At 43.3% G+C, this 13,693-nt stretch carries 16 protein-coding genes; 2 read left to right on the forward strand and 14 right to left on the reverse strand.

Going from position 1 to position 13,693, the window contains the following annotated elements; translation table 11 throughout:
- Positions 1 to 18: 18 nt before the first annotated feature.
- The 6 genes from MHI25_RS17180 to MHI25_RS17205 all read right to left on the reverse strand — a co-directional run bounded on the left by MHI25_RS17180 (position 19) and on the right by MHI25_RS17205 (position 4,339).
- Positions 19 to 891, reverse strand: coding sequence for an AraC family transcriptional regulator (locus tag MHI25_RS17180; protein WP_076302589.1), 873 nt, complete (start codon positions 889 to 891; stop codon positions 19 to 21).
- Between the two features lie 241 nt (positions 892 to 1,132).
- The gene (locus MHI25_RS17185; protein ID WP_339168085.1) at positions 1,133 to 1,612 is read right to left on the reverse strand and encodes a flavodoxin domain-containing protein; all 480 of its coding nucleotides are present in this window, start codon (positions 1,610 to 1,612) and stop codon (positions 1,133 to 1,135) included.
- Positions 1,613 to 1,645: 33 nt separating this feature from the next.
- Positions 1,646 to 2,497, reverse strand: coding sequence for a hypothetical protein (locus tag MHI25_RS17190; RefSeq protein ID WP_340393754.1), 852 nt, complete (start codon positions 2,495 to 2,497; stop codon positions 1,646 to 1,648).
- Positions 2,498 to 2,557: 60 nt separating this feature from the next.
- On the reverse strand, positions 2,558 to 3,181 hold the full coding sequence (locus tag MHI25_RS17195) for a TetR/AcrR family transcriptional regulator (protein WP_340393756.1): 624 nt from the start codon (positions 3,179 to 3,181) through the stop codon (positions 2,558 to 2,560).
- Positions 3,182 to 3,364: 183 nt separating this feature from the next.
- On the reverse strand, positions 3,365 to 3,466 hold the full coding sequence (locus MHI25_RS17200) for a sporulation protein YjcZ (protein WP_197069683.1): 102 nt from the start codon (positions 3,464 to 3,466) through the stop codon (positions 3,365 to 3,367).
- Positions 3,467 to 3,829: 363 nt separating this feature from the next.
- The gene (locus MHI25_RS17205; protein WP_339281082.1) at positions 3,830 to 4,339 is read right to left on the reverse strand and encodes a GNAT family N-acetyltransferase; all 510 of its coding nucleotides are present in this window, start codon (positions 4,337 to 4,339) and stop codon (positions 3,830 to 3,832) included.
- A gap of 165 nt (positions 4,340 to 4,504) precedes the next feature.
- On the opposite strand from MHI25_RS17205, the gene xerS reads away from it, so the two are divergent.
- Positions 4,505 to 5,587 (forward strand): tyrosine recombinase XerS, encoded by a 1,083-nt coding sequence (gene xerS / locus MHI25_RS17210; protein ID WP_076130054.1) that lies wholly within the window; start codon positions 4,505 to 4,507, stop codon positions 5,585 to 5,587.
- Positions 5,588 to 6,257: 670 nt separating this feature from the next.
- On the opposite strand, the gene glp is transcribed toward xerS, so the two are convergent.
- From glp to MHI25_RS17250, 8 genes are all read right to left on the reverse strand, one after another.
- Positions 6,258 to 7,520 (reverse strand): gephyrin-like molybdotransferase Glp, encoded by a 1,263-nt coding sequence (glp, locus tag MHI25_RS17215; RefSeq protein ID WP_340393759.1) that lies wholly within the window; start codon positions 7,518 to 7,520, stop codon positions 6,258 to 6,260.
- A gap of 168 nt (positions 7,521 to 7,688) precedes the next feature.
- A complete protein-coding gene (locus MHI25_RS17220; RefSeq protein WP_340393760.1) occupies positions 7,689 to 8,195 on the reverse strand; it encodes a DUF4178 domain-containing protein in 507 nt (168 codons plus the stop codon).
- Positions 8,196 to 8,209: 14 nt separating this feature from the next.
- Entirely contained in the window at positions 8,210 to 8,614 is a 405-nt protein-coding gene (locus tag MHI25_RS17225) for a DUF350 domain-containing protein (RefSeq protein ID WP_076184410.1), read from the reverse strand.
- A 123-nt stretch (positions 8,615 to 8,737) separates the two neighbouring features.
- Entirely contained in the window at positions 8,738 to 9,406 is a 669-nt protein-coding gene (locus MHI25_RS17230; RefSeq protein WP_036687619.1) for a PspA/IM30 family protein, read from the reverse strand.
- Between the two features lie 70 nt (positions 9,407 to 9,476).
- Positions 9,477 to 9,815, reverse strand: a complete 339-nt coding sequence (locus MHI25_RS17235) for a hypothetical protein (RefSeq protein WP_256721057.1) — start codon at positions 9,813 to 9,815, stop codon at positions 9,477 to 9,479.
- Positions 9,816 to 9,839: 24 nt separating this feature from the next.
- Positions 9,840 to 10,772 (reverse strand): dihydroorotate dehydrogenase, encoded by a 933-nt coding sequence (locus tag MHI25_RS17240; protein WP_076098788.1) that lies wholly within the window; start codon positions 10,770 to 10,772, stop codon positions 9,840 to 9,842.
- On the reverse strand, positions 10,765 to 11,469 hold the full coding sequence (locus MHI25_RS17245) for a dihydroorotate dehydrogenase electron transfer subunit (RefSeq protein WP_076130050.1): 705 nt from the start codon (positions 11,467 to 11,469) through the stop codon (positions 10,765 to 10,767). The genes MHI25_RS17240 and MHI25_RS17245 overlap by 8 nt, the downstream gene beginning before the upstream one ends.
- Positions 11,470 to 11,556: 87 nt before the next feature.
- Positions 11,557 to 12,591, reverse strand: a complete 1,035-nt coding sequence (locus MHI25_RS17250) for an NADH:flavin oxidoreductase/NADH oxidase (RefSeq protein WP_076130049.1) — start codon at positions 12,589 to 12,591, stop codon at positions 11,557 to 11,559.
- Positions 12,592 to 12,778: 187 nt separating this feature from the next.
- Between MHI25_RS17250 and MHI25_RS17255 the strand changes: the two genes are divergently transcribed.
- Positions 12,779 to 13,660, forward strand: coding sequence for a polysaccharide deacetylase family protein (locus MHI25_RS17255; RefSeq protein WP_076184412.1), 882 nt, complete (start codon positions 12,779 to 12,781; stop codon positions 13,658 to 13,660).
- The last annotated feature ends 33 nt before the right edge of the window (positions 13,661 to 13,693 follow it).

Consider the following 13,693-nt stretch of genomic DNA (forward strand, 5'->3'; position numbering starts at 1 on the left):
TAGTCCAACCAAACTCTTTTATTTCTTAGTGATAGGCACCCATATTTCACTTTTAAAATTTGGCGATGTGATATCTTTGTGCTCATTCCATAGAATTTCAGGCCCTTTAATTAGCTCATATCCCGATGACGGAGCCCATTCCGAATATATTCGCCCCCAGATCTCTTGTAGCGCACTCGGAAAAGAGCCGACGACTGTGAATACAGCCCACATAGAGGCCGCCACTTCCAGCTGTTCCAAGCCATTCCATGAGTCTTTTGTAGTGGCAACGCCAATATAATGATCGAACTCTCCTTTTTCCTCCATACGTCCTTCAGAAAAATTTGTAGAGGCGCTTATAAACCCTGAGGGCTCAACATCAGAAAATCTCTTCATCTCATCAATCATTTCCGGCGTCAACCCTTCATACATAGACGCAATCTCCGGATTGACCCCTTGGAAAATGATTGGAACCCGTTTTTTTATGCCCACGATGCGGAAAGACTCTTTGTTTTCAATCCGGTAATTCATTTCATTTCCTCCTTTGATAGTCAGCTGAAACGACATCCGAGGGAACGCCTTAAGGGAATGTCCATGGACCCGAGCTTCTGAAGGACTAACCCCATGCAGGCTATGGAAAGCCCTAGAAAAGGAATCCGGCGAATTATAACCATACTTCAGAGCGGTATCGATAATTTTGATATTACTTTGTGAAAGCTCGAGTGCTGCCAAAGTTAGACGTCGACGCCGGATGTATTCCGACAGAGTAATGCCTGCTAGGAATGAGAACATGCGAGTAAAATGATATTCCGAACAGCAGGCTATTTTCACAACCTCCTGATAATCAATGGGATTTGTTAGGTTCTCCTCAATATAGTTTATTGCTTTGTTCAGTTGTACCAGCGTATCCATGACGTTGCCTCCCCTCGTTAATTATAAGGTTATCAGAGATGGTTTTTATCTTCCCGACTTTATCTGCACGATTCTGTAGGGTTTTTTCATGTTTCGATGAACAGAGACTCAATACGAGGAAGTTACTCTCTTCTCACAAGAAGGACTACTTTTTTTGAATGTCAAAATCACAGTTAACATAATAATAATTATGTTAACTATGATCCGAAGTGCGTTCAGAAGCTCGATCGTCCACTCACTTTCACAACCTTTTCATAGCAAGAGCAAAACGCTCTATCGTCTCTTTGGATAACCCATTTACGTTCTTATTTTTTCCTTTTACCATCCGCAGTACAAACCGGTCTAACAAAGTTAGCTTCTCTTCATAGATCTCATCTCCAAAAACTTCTTTCGTCACCGATTGGTCATATAACACTTCTGGAAACGCAGATTTCAATTCTTGTGAGGCCTGTTCACCTGTTGCTCCTGCACAAACAAACAATCCTACTCGTTTTTTCCCTAGTTCATTTTGATGTTTTGTTGTAAAATCAGTCATTTGTTTTTGGATTTTTCCATAATAAATAGATCCTCCCAAGATGACCGTATCATATCGTTCCAGTGTCGGCTCTTTAGCATGCATCAGGTTAACTACTTCGGTTTCTTCGCCCAGTTGAGATTTTAATAAATAAGCCGCTTTCTCCGCACACCCATATTTCGAGGTATACATAATTATTGTCTTCATTCTAATCACTCCCTGCCGCTCGCTGGTCACATATTATCTTAAGGGTTCACGTACATGCTTTAACAAAATAACCATACAAGCAGCAATAGCTACAGTCATCGTCGGAAAAATTACACACTCGGCTATAGACACAGCCACACCGCTATAGATCATTGCCACCAGCATTGCCGTAATTGCTAGCAGTAATGTAACTCCTTTAAAAACAACGACAGTTGCCAGTAGGTACCCAAAAGGTTGTCTACGAATGACCATAATCCCCGTTACAATTGCTAATGGGACTAAGATCGCAAGATCCAAAACTTGAATTACCAATGTACTATAGTGCTCTAGCCCTTGTGGCGGTGTTCCCCCCAGTAGTGAATTCAGTATTTTCCCTAACCAGAGCAATAAAATCATAAAAGCAATAACCAATAGGGAAAAGCCGATTCCTTTAGAAGGTAAACTGTTTTTAAAGTAAGTATGTATGGATTCTTTATCAAAGGAAAATAAGGCTAGGATGAATGCGAAAAAACTTAAAGAAAACAACAGCACATAAACTAAAAACAATGAATTGTACATCGTCAGAAAGCTGTAGGATGCGTAAGTATATAAAAAGTACCCCAAAGTGCCCGTAAGGAGCATCCTCCCCTTTATCGAGCCTTTAATTGTCATGATGAGTGAACTGAGCAGTAAAGGTATGGCAAGAAATAATGTAACTCCATCCTGTGCTTTAGCTTGTGCCGCCGCAGAGACAGAATCATGGCTGTACACTCCTGACCCCTGAAGCTTTACATCCTCGCCCCATATTGACGTGAAAGTATATTTTGTTCCATCACTTATCCCATCTGAAAACAACCCAACTGCTGTTGCAAACACTGCAATAACCGAAATCAACACCGACAGCACTACGACTTTCCTTATATGTTTTATAACACCCTCCCCCTCCTCCATGAAAATATTTAGATTTCACCTGGAGGCAATAGCAACCATTGAATCCAAATGACATGAAATCAGAGCTTCGACCTGATCATTAGGCAGATCCTTTTCGACAAGCAACCGCATAATTAAACCGAACGCTGCACTCCATATCACCTGAGCTGTGAGTTCTACGAAAGCTTCTTCACGGTTTTTTTGTGCTTCAAATCTGAGCAGGCCCTGGCAGAGCATCCCAATCGCTTTACGTTCCTGTGCAGCTCCTCTAAATAGAACAGCCGTGTAACTAAGAACAACCGGTGCATCGTTTAGCATGACATTCCGGTATTCTACACCCATAGAAAGAGACATCCTGATGAACTTCTCCAATGATCGTTTTAAAAGTGTATCTGGAGGTAATTCCTGCTGTACCTCTTGTTGCACAGACTGAAGCTCAGAAAGCATATCCGTATATTTTTGTTGCAAATAGTTCTCGATAATCTCTTCTTTGCCTTTAAAATAATGATAAATAATTCCCGGTGAATATTCGATTTTCTCAGCGATTTTTCGGATAGACAGCTTCTCTATTCCCTCTTCGGCAATCAATAAAGCTGAATTTTGCAGGATCAGATTTCTCATTTCTTCACGCTCACGTACTTTTCGTTGTTCTTTAGTCATAAATTCGTCTCCTTGTGGATTGAACACCGTTTAATATTTGAACATTGTTTAATATATATTTTGAATTATTTTATGTCAATCTCCTTAGTCACATGTATTCTCCTCCCCCAATGTACATATCGGACATAAAAAATCCGCCAGTCATTTAGACTGACGGAACCTTTAATTTGTGAAGTTAAAGGATTACAGACAGAGGGTTTTAGTAATGATAACCAACAGGATAAACAGAACCAGAATAGCTCCTGTGGAAGTGAAACCACCGTATCCTCCTGCAAATTCGCCCATTGTTGACTCCTCCTTTGTAATTGAGTACATCATAAGATATGCAATATTGCCCTCACTGACTGGGTATTTTGAACACAAAAAATAAACCAACGACCTTTTTTATGGTGAATGGTTTAATAGGTTGACATAATAAATGTTATGTTAACTCCAATAGAGAGCATAAGATGCTCCCTACATCACAATTCGTATATGTTCTTAATAGCTAGCCAGTTTTATAAAAAATCACAATTTCCTGACCTTCCGTCTTGACGCTCTCTTTGTCATTCTCTACTGTCTAGCGCTCACTCGCTTAGCCCCTTTTTCAATCCATTTGCCGTTAGTAGCAAGCTCCATAGCTAAAAGAAACCAGCAATATAACGGTTTTTATTTCTTAATCCTATTAATAGTTAATGTGTTGAAGTATTGGCTGGGGTTGCCTTGCTGTGGATTAAAGCGCTCTTGAAACTCTCCATGGGTATAGTCCCCGATCACTTTATGCCAGAAATCACGAGCAGGTATATTCGCACGGACTTGTGAAACCTTCCATTCCCCAGAGTACATATCAAAGAGCTTATGCGCAGCCCATGTACCTACACCACTTCGGCGGTATTTTTGCATCACAAAAAACTCAGTCATATAAAACTGGCCTTCAGGATTACGCAATAACCTGTCCACCAAAGCAAAACCAGCAATATGCCCGTCCACCTTAAACAAATATGCGAATTTATTATTTCCGCTACTCCAATAAGCTTCTAGACCCGGATAGGCCGGAAATACCCCGTCTTGATTGACATCAAATTCTAAATAACGGGTGAAATCATATAGGTAGAACTGCATTAATCTGCTTATAGTATGCTTATGTTCTTTGGGAACCAGCTCAATTTCAAGTTTCATTATGTGCACCTCTGACATTTATGTTTACTTCACATCATAAAGCTTAGCGGCATCAGGAGCAAGGCTCGGACCTAGTTTCCCCTTCATTCGAAGTCCAATCTGGGACAAAACATGTTAAGATAGAAGGAAGAGATTTTATGCAATCTATGGAAAAAGGTGAATCACATGAGCGTTCAAAAGAACGATGACCGTAAAAAACTTGATCAAAAGCTACCCCTCATGCCCTGGTTCGTTCAGCAGTTTATTGATTATAAACGCCCTGATCTCTCCCCTTCCACACTGCTGGAGTATATCCGGGATTATGAATCTTTTTTCGGCTGGTTGCGTGCAGAGGGCTTATCTCAAGCCGGCTCAAATACCGAGATCACACTTCTAGAATTGGAAACCCTACATATGGACAGTATTGTCGGATACCGGTTGCATCTAACTACCCGCGCCGAGGGAACGAACACTCGAGTTACTGTATCCCGTAAGTTATCTGCATTACGCTCCTTATTTCATTATTTAAGTCAAATCGCCGAGGATGAGAACTTTTATCCATTGCTTAAACGCAACATTATGGCTAAGGTTGAGGTCAAACGAACACATAAGCCAAAGGATACTGCCGCTAAGTTAAAGGGTAAGATTTTGGAAGATGAGGAATTACTGGAGTTTGTGGGGTACATTTATGAAGGTTATGGACGGGATGTGGAAGGTAACAAACAGGCTTATTATTCGTTTCAATTAAATCATGAGCGCGACGCCTGTATTGCCAGCTTAATTCTGAACTCTGGCCTGCGTGTGTCTGAGGTAGTCAATCTAAACGTAGACGATTTGGATGTTAACAACAAGCTGCTATATGTCACCCGCAAAGGGAATAATGACGAAACGTTCAAGACACCTGTCTATTTTCGAGAGCAAGCTAAAGATGATCTAGCTCTTTATCTTAGTCTGCGCCAATCCCGCTACAAAACACCCAAGAGAGAAAAAGCCTTGTTTATCTCTCTCCCTAACGGGCGTCAAGAAGGCAAACGTATGACCAAACGTGCGATTCAAGAAATGATTATTAAGTACGCTAAACGCTTTGGTAAACCGTATCTTACGGTTCATAAGCTGCGTCATTCTTTTGCAACAGATTATTATCTGCAAAATGATATTTATAAAACGAAGGAACAACTCGGGCACGCATCCACCGAAACAACTGAGATCTACGCTCATCTAACGGATAAAACGATGTCCGAGGCGATCGAGCGGCGTGCCGATAATTAATCATCACCAAGGGGAGCTTATACTTCGGATGAGTAGCCGCTCTTCGCTAGTGCAGAGTTGTTATCAGACCCAGCGGACCTTAAACGCAGGATTATCTCACATTTGGATTGCCAACGGACCCCAAGGTCGCTATTGGCCTGAAATACGCAATTATGAGCTCCATTCTATGAAATAGCGACGCTGAGGTCCGAAACCCCGCTTAAAAAGTGATAAATTTGCAAATAAGATCATCTGAGTCCTTAAGCATCCGCGGGGGATTAATCTCGGCAGTGGTGCAGGCTAATAACTCCAACCAGCAGAGCAGCGACTCTTCCGATAGGAGAATTGCTATGATAGTGTCGCCTACCCGGACATTTCATTCTCGCTTTTTTTCAAATTTGAGTACATCCGGCGGGCACCCCTAACCCTTTTATAGTTGCACTAAAAACCCACTTACGGTACGCAAGTGGGTTTTCTTATTCTAATTTATGGGGTAAAATCCCCCTTTAAACCGGTTGTAAGCGACTATTGGGTTAGCACGAACGCTATTTTTTTGCTTATCTATTGTGAATTTTTCATATGTTGAAATGTTGGAAATAATAACGTTGGCTAAGCAATTATATGGCGATTTCTGTGCGTGCGTGGATATCAAATACCTTTTAATCCTCGATGGCCAGAGTACCCTCCACATCTAGCCCCGAATCTCTCCTGGCAGCTTGATCACTGTTACCTTATCTCCGGCAGATAGCCCTTTTTCTTCTGGGGGTACAACTATCAAACAGTCGCTATCCTTGATCGTGACCGTTACGGAAGATTCATCAATGATTGCCGGATAAGCAAACAGGCTGCCGTCTTTAATTTCTAACCGAGCTCGCACAAATCTAGTAAAATTATTCACTCTTTTATAATCTGTGCCGAGTGTAGCGCTCCATTCCGGTAAAAAAGGCTGAGAAGCACTTTGCATCAGTGAAATCACAGGCCGTGCAAACAGTTGAAACCCAACGAAACAAGCCCCCGGATTCCCGGATAAAGCTAACAGCAGCTTACCCCCTCTAACCGCAGCAGTAGTTACGCTTCCTGGACGCATCGTCACTTTGTTGAACAACATATTACCACTTTGTTCGCGAACCAAGTCGCCCATGATATCATAATCCCCCACAGAAACGCCACCCGTTGTAATCACAAAATCATAAGTTTCCAGCGCCATCTGTACTTTACTTCTAGCCAGCTCCAGATCATCCACAATAGCGCCTAACATTACTGGAACACCCCCTGTTTCTTTGACTAGAGCTTCTAGCATAGGGGAGTTACTATTGCGGATTTTGCCAGGCTCCAGCGGCTCATGCACTTCCAGCAGCTCTGTTCCTGTGGCAAAGATGGCTACCTTGGGACGACGATAGACTTTCACGGTATGTAATCCAAACGCTGCAAGAACAGCTATATCCCCCGCAGAGATTAACCTTCCTGTAGGCAATACAAGATCACCTTGGCTTAATTCGAAACCTTGAGGTGTGATATTGCTGTTTGCTTCTAGTTTTTTTCGAATTCCAACGTAAGTCTTTCCTTCCTCTTCACGTCTCTCCGTGACCTCCAGCATCACCACAGCATCTGCACCAACCGGTACTTGTGCACCCGTCATAATTCTTGCGGCTGTTCCCGGAGTTATATCTACCGCAGGCACTGCGCCACACGGAATATTATCCACAATTTCTAACCATACCACTTGTCCATTAACACAGTTACGGGTATCCCCCGCGATAATCGCATATCCATCCATACTCGAACGATTAAACGCAGGAAATGGGTGTGAAGCGATCACTTTTTCAGCCAAATAACGTCCACAACACTCATCCAGCGATACGTCTTCTGATTCTAGCGGATTGGCATATTTGATTATTTTGGCCTGAGCTTCTTTTACTTGCAGCGCTTCACGCTGAAATCTATTATCCTTCATAAAGACCTCCGTTCTGAAACTTCGATGTTTGCAGTAATAGGTATTATTTTAACATGAGACCTCTTGAAGTAAAATTATAAACACAAAAGGCCACCATCCATGTTTATGGGCAGCAGCCTTTTCTACAATATTTTTTCCGGTATAGTGATCCGTTACTTCTCTACTAGTCTAGGATGCTCTAATTACCTTTACATCCCCAGGGATTATTTTCTCCCCTTCATAAAGCATAAACCGTCCATGTTGCCACTCTACACGCAGTAGACGTGAATCATCTGATTGATATTGCCACACATGCTGCTCTCCACCGTTCATAAATGGAGTCTGACCTGCAACAGCAACAAAACCTTCATATTCTTCCTCCAGGAAAAATGTATAGCCATCGAGCTCAAGCGTTGCTGGAACCTCAGCAGGATTATCTAACCGCCCATCGATTGGTCTGTACAATCCATATTGCAGCTGTTCCCGCTCTTCTATATGAAGATAAGCTATCCGGCTTCCATCTCTAAGGGTCAGAACAACAGCATTACGGCCCCGATTATGTGTCCGGCCAGTAACTTCATAGGTGACAAGCGATACTTCACAAATGTCTCCGGGAGACAAATTAAGCATACTTTTTTGAACTTCCTGAGGCGCTGGCTTAGAGAAAAGGTTACCTATACGTTTCCACATACTCAACTTGATCGTTCCTCCTACATAAAGGCAGTAATAATTAAAGCACCCGTAATTTGCAGTGAACCTGATAGCAGGCCATATCCGATTTTACCAAGCTGTGTACCATGATCCAGATCCAGCTTCCCCCAATTTGCTAGTAGAAGTCGAACCGTTCTTTCTAAAATTAACAAAAGCAAAAATGATACCAACGAAATCAGCAACGCATCTGGCAAACTATTGGAAGCCGCTATCGATGAAGATAAAATGAAGGCCTGAGCTAAAAGCTTCATTACAAACCGTGTAGTCACCGCCATATTTCCAGCCTTTAACTCTTCTATATCGTTATAACGAGTAAAAAGTGAATCTATATACATCAGTACAAACAGCAACACAGCGCCGCTCACCGTCCACACGACCATGGACACCAGAATATGGAGATCCATTCTATAGCCCCCGCTTAATCATTTTGCATGCCTTTCATAAGCATAGATAAAGCGAAGAAGAAACGAATTTCTGTCTCCCCTTCGCCTGTGAACACCAGCCGTGAACCGGCTAAAGATCAAATGTTATTGCTTCTCGTATTGTTTCATCAGAGCCGCCAGTTCATCTTCAACCGCTTGATCTTTGTTCAGCTTCTCGAATTCATCATCCAGAGATTTATTGCCTGAACTCATCTCATTGCTGGCTTCAGCCTGAGCTTCTGCTTGCAGCATTTTATCTTCCATACGTTTGAGTCCTGCAGACGCTGAATCGGAACTAAATCCGCTCATTGCTTTGTTGATCTCGGTTTGAGCTTTGGCAGCGTTATAACGTGCAACCAATGTCTCACGTTTGTTCTTCATTTGGGTAAGCTGTTTGCGCATCTCTTCAAGCTTGCCACGAAGGTTATCCGCAGAGGCTTTGTTCTGATCAAAGCTGGCTTTGTATTCTACCAGTTTAGCTTCAGCAGCATTTTTCTCTTCCAGAGCGCGGCGAGCAAGGTCAACATTACCCGCTTGAGCTGCTGCATGAGCCTGTTGGGTGCGTTTGTTAACAAGCGCTTCTTGTTCTTCATACAGCTGTTTGAATTTCTTCTCAATGGCGATTTGCGCCGCTACAGCTTTTTCTGCATCTTCTAAATCTTCGGTCATATCACGAATGTATTGATCTGTCATTTTAATCGGGTCTTCTGCTTTGTCAATAATCGCGTTCACATTAGACATGGTTAAATCGCGCAATCTTTTAAATATAGACATGGTTTCATTCCTCCAAAAGATAATTTAATTCCTCACATGCTATCTTTTACGTAGAATTGCCACTACCGTTTCATATTTGTTGCGCTAAATATTGATTTACTTTTAAATTCACAATTTCCACGACTTCCATAATACCTTCTTTCGTGAGATTGTCGTAATGAATCCCCATCACTACTGTGACCGTCTTGTTCAGCGCTTCAGCTACTCTGATCGCAATGGGCTCGCTTATCGTGTGCTCTTTATGATGAGGAACCGCTGAAGTCAGTACTTTAATCTGCTCCCCCTCCAGATAAGCAGTACTCGTGGCACCAATATGCCGAACCCCTCCACTAATTAAGAGCAAGAGATCACGTCCGACAGCCGTCGCCTTCAGCTCAATATTCTCAGGATCAATCTGGTTAGTAGTCAATAGTATTCCCCTCACTACTTCACTTTATATAATGCCCCGTATTTCCTCTAGTGATTGAATATTTTCTTCAACCATAAATTGCTCAAGCTCTGCAACTAGCTGACTACCTGCACGCAAGTTCATGAAATTATAAGTTCCCACTTGGATAACTGCAGCACCTGCCATAATAAACTCGATGATATCCGTTGCTGAAGTGATGCCACCCATTCCGATCACGGGAATCGTTACGTTTTGTGCAACTTGATGCACCATACGCAGAGCGACAGGCTTAATCGCAGGTCCAGACAATCCAGCATATAAGTTATTGAATACACTGCTTCTGCGCCGGACATCAATCTTCATTCCTGAGATAGTGTTGATGAGCGAGACAGCGTCTGCACCCTCCTCCTGACACATTTGTGCCATTTCAACGATATTTTCGGCTCCCGGCGACAGCTTTACAGCGAGGGGCAGTTTAGTTGCGCGTCTAACAGCCTGTACTACTTTTTGAGCTTCTGAAGTTTGGATCCCAAACGCAATGCCGCCCTCTTTAACATTTGGACAAGAAATATTCAATTCAATCATGTCTACTGCTGTCTTACCTGCACTCGCACGAGCATCTGCATCCCGCTGAATCATCTCAGCTCCAAGAACATAATCTTCAAGTGTGCCTCCACCCAGGTTGACCAAACGAGCGGTGTCGAGTGTTTCCCAATAAGGGCATTCTTTATCTAAAAATGCAGCTACACCCGGATTCTCGAGTCCCACACTATTCAGCATACCAGAAGCTGTCTCGTATACACGAGTGCCGGGATTCCCCGCTTTCGGATTGAGGGTTAACCCCTTGCCAGAGATTCCGCCCAGCAGAGACACATCATACAGCTTGCCATATTCACGGCCAAAACCAAACGTTCCAGAGGCCATTATAATTGGATTTTTAAAATGAACGCCAGCAATTGTTGTGTTCAACTTAGTCATGGAAAAGCACCTCCTCAGAAAGAAACACAGGTCCGTCTGCACAGGCCTTCTTTTGGCCATCACGGCAGGATACACTGCAGACCAGACAGGCTCCAATCCCACAAGCCATTCGGTTCTCTAGAGAAAGGTATACTTTCGTTCTACTGCCTGCTTCTTCAGCAGCAATGCCTTTACGTTGAGCAGCTTTAAGCATAGGGTGTGGGCCGCAGACAAAGACATGATCATATTGGCTGAAATCCACACTATCCAAAATTAAACCGCCAACATCGACTACAAGCTCACTTGCAAGTGGGCGAAACGCTTCTGTCCGGTAAGCTTCACGGCTAAAGCCCAAAAAAATATCACTCCCCGGAAGCTGCTTCGCGCAATAATAAAGCGGTGCAATTCCGATCCCACCGCCGATGAGTGCAACCTTCCCTTCGACCTGTGGAAATCCATTTCCAAAAGGGCCCTCAAGCTCTACCGAATCACCTGAACCCAGTCGTGATAATATCTCCGTACCTTCCCCAACGACGTGATACAGAAATTCAACACTATCCTCGTGTACTTCATGTATACTTAAGGGTCTGGATAGGATGGGGTAAGCTCCCCATGCCCGTAACATGTAGAATTGACCCATTGCTCCGCCACTATTCGTCTCTACCTTAAGGTGATACACACCATCTGTCAGCCGTTCGTTACTTAGAACCGTCCCCACGTTATCAAGCTCCTTCAAATTTTATCTTTATTAAGATTGCCTTAGAAGGAGCATAAAATCTGTGACAAACTTCACATCCAAAACGCTCTAGCCTCTTTTCCAAATCCCACGTTCATAAGGTTTAGGTACATCATGTACGCCACCAAGCGCTTCTTCAGCATGTAAAGCCCAATAAGGATCACTTAACATCCCACGGCCAATAGCTACAAGCTCCGCCCTTTTTTCTGCAATGATGGACTGTGCCTCAGAATAGGCTTCAAGCCGTCCTACCGCAATTACTGGCACTTGTAATCCACTGCGAATATATTCTGCCAGATCTGCTTGGTAGGCTGGGCCCGCATTAGGTCCACCATTAGAGCCAATGGGACCTTCACCACCTGAAGACACATGGAACATATCCACTCCAGCATCCTTATATCGGCGGCAAAACGCCAGGGCATAGTCAGCATCATATCCACCATCAACATATTCTTTCGCGGAAACCCTCATGATCAAGGGCATATCTACTGGCACTACTTCTCGGATTGCTGTAACTACTTGTACTCCAAAAAGTGCTGGATCTTGTCCATATTCATCCAATCTGATGTTGGTCAGAGGTGAATGAAACTGGTGAATTAAGTAGCCATGCGCACCATGAATCTCCACAGTATCAAATCCTGCCTCCACAGCTCTACGAGCGGCAGCACGAAAGGCTTCTATCATCTCAAGGATGCCTTCCTTAGAAAGCGCCTGTGGCTGCTTAGAACGAGCATCAAATGGAATTGCAGAAGGGGCAACCGGCGGTTCAGCATCGACTGCTTTACGTCCAGCATGACCTAGTTGAATGGCTATTTTTGCCCCATAGGCATGTACACTATCTGTGAGCTTACGATAAGCCTCTATATGTGTATCACTCCAAATCCCTGTATCCCGGTTCGTTATTCTACCGTCTGGATGGACTCCAGTCATCTCGACAATGATTAGACCAGTACCTCCAACAGCACGGCTTACATAATGAACAAAATGCCAATCATTAGGAATTCCATCCTCTTTATCCACCGAATACTGGCACATAGGCGGCATAACAATACGATTTTTCAGCGTTAAACCCTTCAATTCATAAGGTGCAAACAATTCTGACATCCTTGTCCCCATCCTTCCACCTGTCTATAATTGGCCCGGGAATATCCCGTTCTATTTAGTATACACGCATTAGGGTGTGCAAGAAATCTTTACCAGAGCCCTTGAAGAAACGGCATAAATTCATCCTTCAATGGAGATAACAATGAAGAATATGGTGATGATCAGGTAGTAAAGGAGGCATATGGGGATGTATGATCAACGGAGAGTCCAGAAACTGCTAGTAGTATTAGGATCAATCATTGTCCTGCTATTTCCAACCTCTTCAGCAGAGGTTGCTTCAGCCCCAGCTCAGAGTCAGAAATCCTCGCAGGATCAAATTAAAAGCACGCAAACCACTGACGAAGACAAGGCGATATCTGCGGGAACTTCTACTACAAATAATTCAACGAGCAGCAACAATAAGAACACTAAGGGCTTGTCTCTGAGTCAGCTATTACACAAATATCCCGAGACCTTTAAGACCAGCGGTCCTCGGAATAAAGTCATCGCATTAACTTTTGATGATGTGCCTGACCCAAGGTTTACACCCCAATTGCTAGATGTTCTTAAGAAATATCATGTCAAAGCAACCTTCTTCGTGGTGGGAAGCCGAGCTGAGAAACATCCCGCTCTAGTGAAGAGGATGATTAGAGAAGGACATGCTATTGGAAATCACTCTTATGATCATCCTCAGTTTGTAAAGCTAAAGATGCATGATTTCAGATCACAGATCATTGAGACCGAGAACATTATTCAAACCTTAGCCGGATATAAACCACGCTTGATTCGTCCACCCTATGGAGATATCTCTGAGCAACAGTTGAGATGGGCAAAAAATCATGGTTATAAGCTTGTAAATTGGAATGTGGATTCGTTGGACTGGAAGGGACTTTCCAAAACTCAAGTTAGAAATAACATCTTAGCTAATGCTGGAAAAGGAGCAATTATCCTTCAGCATGGTGGAGGTGGGCCGGGTAGTGATCTTCGCGGAACGATTCAGGCTTTACCTGAGGTTATCACGATTATGCGTAAACGTGGCTATTCTTTCGTTACCGTTCCTCAATTGCTGCAGGTCTCTAAAAATAAATAAACAAGAAACGGAGGCAGCCGCTAAGGACTCCCT

The sequence above is a fragment of the Paenibacillus sp. FSL E2-0177 genome (genome assembly GCF_037992975.1).
In the GTDB taxonomy this organism is placed as follows: domain Bacteria; phylum Bacillota; class Bacilli; order Paenibacillales; family Paenibacillaceae; genus Paenibacillus_AQ; species Paenibacillus_AQ odorifer.

Coding starts and splice junctions, on each gene's coding strand:
- MHI25_RS17180 (WP_076302589.1), bottom strand. CDS start 891: ATGGATACGCTGGTACAACTGAACAAAGCAATAAACTATATTGAGGAG.
- MHI25_RS17185 (WP_339168085.1), bottom strand. CDS start 1,612: ATGAAGACAATAATTATGTATACCTCGAAATATGGGTGTGCGGAGAAA.
- MHI25_RS17195 (WP_340393756.1), bottom strand. CDS start 3,181: ATGACTAAAGAACAACGAAAAGTACGTGAGCGTGAAGAAATGAGAAAT.
- MHI25_RS17200 (WP_197069683.1), bottom strand. CDS start 3,466: ATGGGCGAATTTGCAGGAGGATACGGTGGTTTCACTTCCACAGGAGCT.
- MHI25_RS17205 (WP_339281082.1), bottom strand. CDS start 4,339: ATGAAACTTGAAATTGAGCTGGTTCCCAAAGAACATAAGCATACTATA.
- xerS (WP_076130054.1), top strand. CDS start 4,505: ATGAGCGTTCAAAAGAACGATGACCGTAAAAAACTTGATCAAAAGCTA.
- glp (WP_340393759.1), bottom strand. CDS start 7,520: ATGAAGGATAATAGATTTCAGCGTGAAGCGCTGCAAGTAAAAGAAGCT.
- MHI25_RS17225 (WP_076184410.1), bottom strand. CDS start 8,614: ATGGATCTCCATATTCTGGTGTCCATGGTCGTGTGGACGGTGAGCGGC.
- MHI25_RS17230 (WP_036687619.1), bottom strand. CDS start 9,406: ATGTCTATATTTAAAAGATTGCGCGATTTAACCATGTCTAATGTGAAC.
- MHI25_RS17240 (WP_076098788.1), bottom strand. CDS start 10,772: ATGACTAAGTTGAACACAACAATTGCTGGCGTTCATTTTAAAAATCCA.
- MHI25_RS17250 (WP_076130049.1), bottom strand. CDS start 12,591: ATGTCAGAATTGTTTGCACCTTATGAATTGAAGGGTTTAACGCTGAAA.
- MHI25_RS17255 (WP_076184412.1), top strand. CDS start 12,779: ATGTATGATCAACGGAGAGTCCAGAAACTGCTAGTAGTATTAGGATCA.